7 protein-coding genes are annotated in these 7704 nt (G+C 62.9%); 5 read left to right on the plus strand and 2 right to left on the minus strand.

Going from position 1 to position 7704, the window contains the following annotated elements; translation table 11 throughout:
- Window positions 1–994, plus strand: a 994-nt coding sequence (locus EOA29_RS18620) for a porin (RefSeq protein WP_145969701.1), incomplete at its 5' end; no start/stop codon positions are given.
- Between the two features lie 243 nt (window positions 995–1237).
- Window positions 1238–2314 (plus strand): site-specific integrase, encoded by a 1077-nt coding sequence (locus EOA29_RS18625; protein ID WP_127221259.1) that lies wholly within the window; start codon window positions 1238–1240, stop codon window positions 2312–2314.
- A gap of 256 nt (window positions 2315–2570) precedes the next feature.
- Here the strand turns inward: EOA29_RS18625 and EOA29_RS18630 are convergent, their stop codons facing one another.
- Both EOA29_RS18630 and EOA29_RS18635 read right to left on the minus strand, forming a co-directional pair.
- Window positions 2571–3464, minus strand: coding sequence for an alpha/beta hydrolase (locus tag EOA29_RS18630; RefSeq protein ID WP_127221260.1), 894 nt, complete (start codon window positions 3462–3464; stop codon window positions 2571–2573).
- A 265-nt stretch (window positions 3465–3729) separates the two neighbouring features.
- A complete protein-coding gene (locus tag EOA29_RS18635) occupies window positions 3730–5772 on the minus strand; it encodes a lytic transglycosylase domain-containing protein (protein WP_127221261.1) in 2043 nt (680 codons plus the stop codon).
- A gap of 234 nt (window positions 5773–6006) precedes the next feature.
- Here EOA29_RS18635 and dapA point away from each other — a divergent pair, with 234 nt between their 5' ends.
- From dapA to EOA29_RS18650, 3 genes are all read left to right on the plus strand, one after another.
- Window positions 6007–6888 (plus strand): 4-hydroxy-tetrahydrodipicolinate synthase, encoded by an 882-nt coding sequence (gene dapA / locus EOA29_RS18640; protein ID WP_127221262.1) that lies wholly within the window; start codon window positions 6007–6009, stop codon window positions 6886–6888.
- A 25-nt stretch (window positions 6889–6913) separates the two neighbouring features.
- A complete protein-coding gene (gene smpB, locus EOA29_RS18645) occupies window positions 6914–7393 on the plus strand; it encodes an SsrA-binding protein SmpB (protein ID WP_127221263.1) in 480 nt (159 codons plus the stop codon).
- A gap of 86 nt (window positions 7394–7479) precedes the next feature.
- Window positions 7480–7704, plus strand: a 225-nt coding sequence (locus EOA29_RS18650; RefSeq protein ID WP_281061088.1) for a GH25 family lysozyme, incomplete at its 3' end; no start/stop codon positions are given.

Here is a 7704-nt window from a genome sequence, read left to right on the forward strand (position 1 = left end):
GACCGTCGCCGAGCCGGAACCGGCTGAATACGTCAAGATCTGCGACGTGTACGGCGCCGGCTACTTCTACATCCCCGGCACCGAGACTTGCCTGCGCATCGGCGGTTATATCCGTTACGACATCGGCTTCGGCGATATTGCCGGCCACCAGGATGTGCCCGACCGCATGGGCGACGGCACCCACGACACTTATCATAAGCTGGCCCGCTTCACGCTGAAGACCTGGACCGGCCAGGAAACCGAGCTCGGCACGTTGAGGACCTATACCGAGAACCGCTTCAACTTCAGGGATGGTTGGGATGAAGAGGATTCCGGCAGCCAATGGTCGCTGAATTTCGCCTGGATCCAGCTTGGTGGGTTCCGCGTCGGTAAGGACGAAACGGCGTGGGATACGTTCAGCGGCTATGCCGGCAGTGTCATCGAGGATTCGCTGGTCGGCTACGGTGGCGATTTCGACACCAACCTCATTCAGTACACCTTCGACGCCGGCAACGGCTTCTCGGCCGTGGTCTCGCTGGAAGACGGCGACGGCGCCAACACGATCGACAGCTATATTCCGCACATGGTCGGCGGCGTGAAGTACACGCAGGGCTGGGGTGGGGTCAGCGGTACCGTCGCATATGACAGCAATTACGAAGAGTGGGCCGGCAAGGTTCGTCTCGACGTGAACGCCACCGATGCGATCTCGCTGTGGGCCATGGCGACCTACGGCACGGAGAAGAACGTCGTCCACAACTTCTTCAAGAACTGGGAGGGCAACTGGGCCGTCTATGGCGGTGGCACCTACAAGTTCAACGAGAAGACTTCGTTCAACGCCCAGCTTTCCTATGATGAAGGCAAGACCTTCGGCCTGGCCGCCAACGTCGCTTACGACATCGTGCCCGGCTTCACGATCACGGGCGAGGTTGATTATGTCAACCAGGGCTCGAGCGACTACCACCCCGTCAGCGATGACTTCTGGGGTGCCCACCTGCGTTTCCAGCGCTCGTTCTAAGGGCTGGACTGCTTGAAGTGAAATCCAGCCCGGGCGCTTTAACGTCCGGGCTGTTTTGTTTTTCGTGACTTGGGCGTGGGCAACGAAGGAAGAGAAGGGGGTACGGTAGCTGAAGTCTGTGGAATGGTTTCGTTGGGATCCGCCGCTTGGCGGAAGAAATCATTTTGTCGGACAAAAAACTCTTGAAAGGACGCTTTCGAGCGGCTAGGTGTCGCCTATCCACTCGGGGGTGTGGTCAACAAAATGACGAATGAAGCGATTCAAGAGGGGGGGTCCTCTGGTCACTTTGCGGTTTTTTCTTCTCAGAACTCGAACTTTCGATACACATACAACAGGATCAGAGAAGTAAAATCCTATAGGATCGGGGAACTTTTTACAGCATACCGGGACATACTCTGGGACGATGGGCGGCATAAATACAATGTCAGCTCTTTCATCGGTGAAATAGACGAGATCCTTCTGGGAGAGCGTTTCAGCACCTTTGACCAGAACACCCTGGACAGTCTTATCGGTACCTTGCGCCAGCGCGGGAACAGCAACGCAACCATCAATCGCAAGATGGCTGCACTCAGCAAGCTGCTGCGCAAGGCTCATAAGATGGGGGATATCCACAGCCTGCCCGAATTCCGCCGCCAGAAGGAGCGGGCGGGACGGATTCGTTTCCTCGAAAGGGACGAAGAGGCAAGGCTGTTCGCCGCCGTCAAGAGCCGCTGCGAGGATGCTTATCGGCTCTCCGTCTTCCTGGTCGATACCGGCTGCCGCCTCGGCGAGGCGCTCGGCCTGATCTGGAACGACATCCAGGAACACCGCGTCTCGTTCTGGATCACCAAATCCGGCCGCAGCCGCACCATCCCGATGACCGAACGCGTCAAGGAAGTGATCAAGCTGCCGCCGACCACCGAAGGCCGCCGGCCGAAAGGTCCGTTCACCAAGCTGACCCAGGCGCAGTACCGCGCCATCTGGAACGAAGCGAAAGCCGAAGTCGGTCTTGGCGCCGACGAGCAGGTGGTGCCGCATATCCTGCGCCACACCTGCGCCTCGCGTCTCGTCCAGGGTGGCATCGACATCCGGCGCGTGCAGATGTGGCTTGGCCATCAGACGTTGTCGATGACCATGCGCTATGCGCATCTCGCCACCAACGACCTTGATGGCTGCGTCGTCGTGCTCGAGAAGCCGCGCGCCGAAGAGGCGCCGCGCCAGGCGGAGAGTTCCGTCTTTGCGTCTCCGTTGACCACGCCGTCGCCATCAAAGCCGGCGCGCAAGCCAAGGAGCGAAGCGGCCGCCGTCAAGGCGCCGGGCAAGAGTTCCAAGGTGAAGTAGCGCTGGTTCCACCTTCTCCCCTTGTGGCGCTGGTTCCCCCTTCTCCCCTTGTGGGAGAAGGTGGATCGGCGCGCAGCGCCGAGACGGGATGAGGGGTGTTCCAGCGGAGTGAGAGGCTGGTGTCTTCTGGAGCACCCCTCATCCGTCGCCTTCGGCGACACCTTCTCCCACAAGGGGAGAAGGAGAGGCATGCGCTTGCTCGCCGAACCCGCCTATACTGCCGCGGCGCCTCGACACCCGGCTCTGATCTTCGGTTTTACTTGGAGATAACCTCACCCGCGGCGCGATCGAGGAACGCAGCAATCTCTCCCGGCAACTCGCCGGTTTCCAGGAACGGGGCATGACCCTGGCCGTCGGCTGTGATCGTCTCCATGCCGGGATGCCGCTCTTTCATCTCTTCGAGCGTCGCGACGGATAGAAGTTTCGAATTGCCGCCGCGAACGGCAAGCATCGGCACGGCGGCGAGCGCGTCGAATTGCGGCCATAGATCCGGCAGCGGCTTGGTGAAGTCCGCGTCTGCCAGCGTGTCGACCAGGGCCGGGTCGAAATCCGGCACCAGTCCCGCGTCCGTATCGCGGTAGATGGCGGCTACCAAGCGAGCCCAGTCAGCGTCGGACAGCGCCGGGAAGCTCGCGCCATGCGCGCGCCACTGTGCGTCGACCGCCTCGGCGAATGTCTTCGGTTTCGGGTTGCGATCGAGATAGGTGCGGATATGGGCCAAGCCTTGCGCCTCTATCACCGGGCCGATGTCGTTGAGGACGATGGCCCTCAGCGCGGCCGGCTGCAGCGCGCCGAGCACATGGATGATCAGCCCGCCGCGCGAGGTGCCGATGAAGGCGGCATCTTCGATGCCCAGCGCCGCCAGCCCAGCAAGCACGTCGCCGGCCTCGACGCCGACATTGTAGTGGCCGATATCGGGATCATAGTCGGATTGCCCGCGTCCGCGATAATCGAAAGCGACGACCTTGCGCGGCCTCTTCGCCTTGCTTGAAAGGTAAAGCGCCAGCTCATGGAAGTCGCGCGCATTGCGGGTGAGGCCGGGCAGGCAGACGACCGGCCAGCCGGTGTTGGCCTCGCCGTAGATCCGGGCATGGAGTTTCAGGCCGTCGGGTGCGGCGTAGAAGAAGTCGGAAAAGCCGTCGCTCGCCATCGGGATCCTGCTCCTCGTTGAGGTGACCGACAGCTACAGGCGAGGGCTGGGATCGTCAAATGAGAGACTCCTCCTTCTCCCCTTGTGGGAGAAGGTGGATCGGCGCGCAGCGCCGAGACGGATGAGGGGTGTTGGAAGGAATGCGACGACGGCGATCTGCCGTCGGGTATCCTGGCTGGAAAAGGGCATCGCCAAGCTGGAACACTCTCATCCGACCGAGCTTCGCTCGGCCACCTTCTCTCACAAGGGGAGAAGGAAAAGGCCCTCAACCCCGCCCGTTCACCAGATCTCCGACAATATCGTACTTGCCTGAAATACGCATCTTGTAGACCTCGTAATTCTCCATCACGCGCTGCACGTAACTTCTTGTTTCCGTGTAGGGAATCCGCTCGATCCAGTCGACGATGGCGTCCACGTCCTTGCCGCGCGGGTCGCCGTATTTCGCCACCCATTGGGCGGCGCGGTTGGGGCCGGCATTGTAACCGGCGAAGGTCAGCACATAGGAGCCGTTGAAGCGGTCGAGCTGCTCGCCGAGGAAGGCCGAACCCAGCGTCGCGTTATAGCCCGCATCGCTCGTCAGCCGCGCCTGCGAGAAGATCATTCCGGCCTTTTTCGCCAACTGCCTGGCGGTGCCGGGCATCAATTGCAAAAGGCCGCGCGCGCCGGCGCTGGAAATCGCCCCGACATTGAACTCGCTCTCCTGGCGGGCGATGGCATAGGCCAGCGCCTTGCCGGAGCCGGAGATGTTGGCCGAATCGGGAATGACGCCCAGCGGATGCGACAGCGCGCCGACATCGATGCCGCGCTGGGCGGCGATCTTGCCGACCTTCAGAGCCATGAAATGGTTGCCCTGCTTTTCGGCGAGCACCGCAAGCAGCGCGAGCTCGCCCGGGCTGGTCAGTTGTCCCGCAAGGTCGCGGTAGAGCGTTTCGGCATAGCGGTCATAGCCCGCCTCCTGCAGCCGCCTGATCGCGTTCACCGCCTCTCTGGCTTCGAAACTCTGGCGGTCGGCGGCACTCGGCTTCGGATAGGCGATGTTGAGGGTCCTGAGGCCCACGCGTTCGCCGGCGAGCTGGCCATAGAAGGTCGTGCCATAGGCTGCCGCGCGGGTGAAGTAGTCCTTCGCGCTGCCTGGACCGCCGACCTCCGCGGCGCGGCCGAGCCAGTAATAGGCGCGCGACAACGACACCGGGCCCTGGGCGAGGTCGGCGATGCGCGAAAAATGCGCGGCAGCGCCCGCCGGATCGTTGAGACCGCGCAATGCGTACCAGCCGGCATGGAACTCGGCTTCGGCGGCGCTGCCCGGGCTCTCGGCCGCATGCATGGAAACAATTCTATAGGCGGTCTTCATGTCGCCCTGGTCGACCAGTTCGCGCGACAGAACGCGGCGTTCCACCCACCAGGCTTCGGGATCGACCAGCGAATCGCGGTCGGTCGGCGCTTTCATCACGATCGCCGCGGCATCGCCGAATTTCTGCTGCTTGCGCAGATATTCGGCCTCGGCGAAGAAATAGCCGGCAGAACGCTGCGCCGCGGGCACGGCCTTCAGCAGCTTCGCCGCGTTCTTGTCGCCTTTGTCGGCCGCGGCCCAGGCATCCGCCAGTTGCTGCGCGCCCGCAAGGCCGGCGATCCGCAGCGCCGAGGACGGCCGGTCGGCGTAGAACATGCGCTCCATGCGAAAGCGATGGTCGGCTGCTGGGATCAGCGCGCCGAACTCCTTGATGATGGCCGTCTCGTCCTTCTCTTCCAGCTTCTCGCTGCGCCAGAACGGCACCAGCACCGCCCGCGCAGCCGGCTGGTTACGGAGCGCCACCTGCGAGCGGGCGAGGACGATCACGCCCTCCGGCGTCAGCGGCTGGCTGCGGCCGAAGGCCTGCACCACCACTTGCGGCGGGGGATTCTCGCGATAGAGCGCGCGCTCGCTGTTCTTGCGCAGCGCGATCATGCCCGGCCATCCGGGCAGCATCTTGGCCGCATCGGCGATCTCGCCGCTCGGCACCTGGTCGCCGCCATAGAGCGCGATCGCCCAGGCCAGGATGTGCCGGTCGAGCGATGTGGCGGGCAGCATATCGCGCGCATTGCGCGCACCGGCTATGTCGTTGGCGGCCAGCGCGTCGAGCCCGCCCTTGAGTTGCGCGATGCCTGCCGAAGATTGAGACGGCTGCGCCTCGCCCAGAGCCTGCGGCGCGCCAGGCGCGGGGATAGCCGCTGTCACGCGCACGTCAGCGCTGCCGCCGATCGCCATCCCAGGCATCAGCGCGACCACCGCGCTGAGGAGCGCGAAGAGATGGGGTCGCCTCGTCGGCATTTTTTATCCTAGCACATTGCCAGCAGGCAGGGACCCTGAAGACCCAATCCCAAGCCTAAACTCAGGTTGTGAAAGGCTCGTGAACAAAAGGTTATCGAGGCCGTTCGAATTGCCCCTGCTGGTACTATGGCGATGCTTGCCGCTGAACCATGTCGAGACTATGGTGCGCGGCTCCGCTTTCGGTTAGAAGGCGCGCAAACAAAACCCGAAAAGTCCCAAAGGAGTTTGGACGACATGCTGAGAGGCTCGCTGACCGCGCTCGTCACACCGTTCGAAAAGAGCGGGCGTTTCGACGAGAAAGCCTTTCGCGTTTTCATCGACTGGCAGATCGCCGAGGGCACCAAGGGCCTGGTCCCGGTCGGCACCACCGGCGAGTCGCCGACGCTGTCGCATGACGAGCACCGCAATGTCGTGAAGGTCTGCATCGAAGCGGCCAAGGGCCGTGTTCCGGTCGTCGCCGGGGCCGGCTCCAACAACACCGAGGAAGCCGTCGGCCTGGTTCAATTTGCCGAAAAGGCAGGCGCGGATGCAGCGCTTGTGGTCACGCCTTATTACAACAAGCCGACGCAGCGCGGCCTCTACGAGCACTTTGCCGCCGTCGCCAGAGCGACCAAGCTGCCGATCATCATCTACAACATCCCGCCGCGTTCGGTGATCGACATGATGCCCGATACGATGGGCAGGCTGGCCCACGACTTCAAGAACATCGTCGGCGTCAAGGATGCGACCGGCAAGGTCGAGCGGGTCTCGGAGCAGCGCTTGACCTGCGGCAAGGATTTCATCCAGCTCTCCGGCGAGGATGCCTCGGCGCTCGGCTTCAACGCGCATGGCGGCGTCGGCTGCATCTCGGTGACCTCGAATGTCGCGCCCAGGCTCTGCGCGGAATTCCAGGAGGCAACCCTTTCGGGCGACAGCGCCAAGGCGCTCGACCTGCAGGATCGCTTGCTGCCGCTGCACAAGGCGATCTTCACGGAACCTGGCCTGTGCGGCGCCAAATACGCGCTGTCGAAGCTGGGCAAGGTCGAGAACGTGGTGCGCTTACCGCTCGTGACGATCGAGGCGTCAACCGCCGAAAAGATCGATCAGGCGATGAAGCACGCCGGCTTGATAAATTAGGGATGAGGCGCCACCTCTCCGCATTATGAATCAAGTCAAGAAAGCCGACCCCAACAACAGGACGGTCGCCGAAAACCGCAAGGCGCGCTTTTCCTACGAGGTGCTCGACACGATCGAGACCGGCCTGGTGCTGACCGGTACCGAGGTCAAGTCGCTGCGCCAGGGCCAGGCCAACATCCAGGAAAGCTATGCCTCGGCCGAAGGCGGCGAGATCTGGCTGATCAATTCCTATTTGCCGGAATATCTGCAGGCCAACCGCTTCAACCATGAGCCGCGCCGGCGTCGCAAACTGCTTGTCAGCAAGCGCGAGATGGCGAAGCTCTCGCAGAGCGTCGAGCGCGAGGGCATGACGCTGGTGCCGCTGAAAATCTATTTCAACGATCGCGGCCGCGCCAAGCTGTTGCTTGCGATCGCGCGCGGCAAGAAGCTGCACGACAAGCGCGAGACAGAGAGGCAGCGCGACTGGGCGCGCGAGAAGGGGCGGCTCCTCAAGGAGCGCGGATAAGACGGCCGCAATGGCGGGCAGGGAGCCAAGGCTTGAGGAACAGCTTGATCGTCCTGGCCCTGGCTTTCGTCTTTCTGGCGCTTGCCATCTGGGCAGAAGGCTTTTTCCGGCCCCGTGCTTTCCCACCGGATCGTGGCGAATTCCCCATAAGGGGCATCGACGTCTCGCATCACCAGGGCGGGATCGACTGGCCGCGCGTCGCGGCCGACGATGTCGCCTTCGCCATCATCAAGGCGACGGAAGGTGGCGGCTATGTCGATGATACCTTTGCTGAGAATTTGCGCCGGGCCCGTGCGGCGGGCCTCGCCGTC

This window comes from Mesorhizobium sp. M1E.F.Ca.ET.063.01.1.1, assembly GCF_003998155.1.
Classification (GTDB): domain Bacteria; phylum Pseudomonadota; class Alphaproteobacteria; order Rhizobiales; family Rhizobiaceae; genus Mesorhizobium.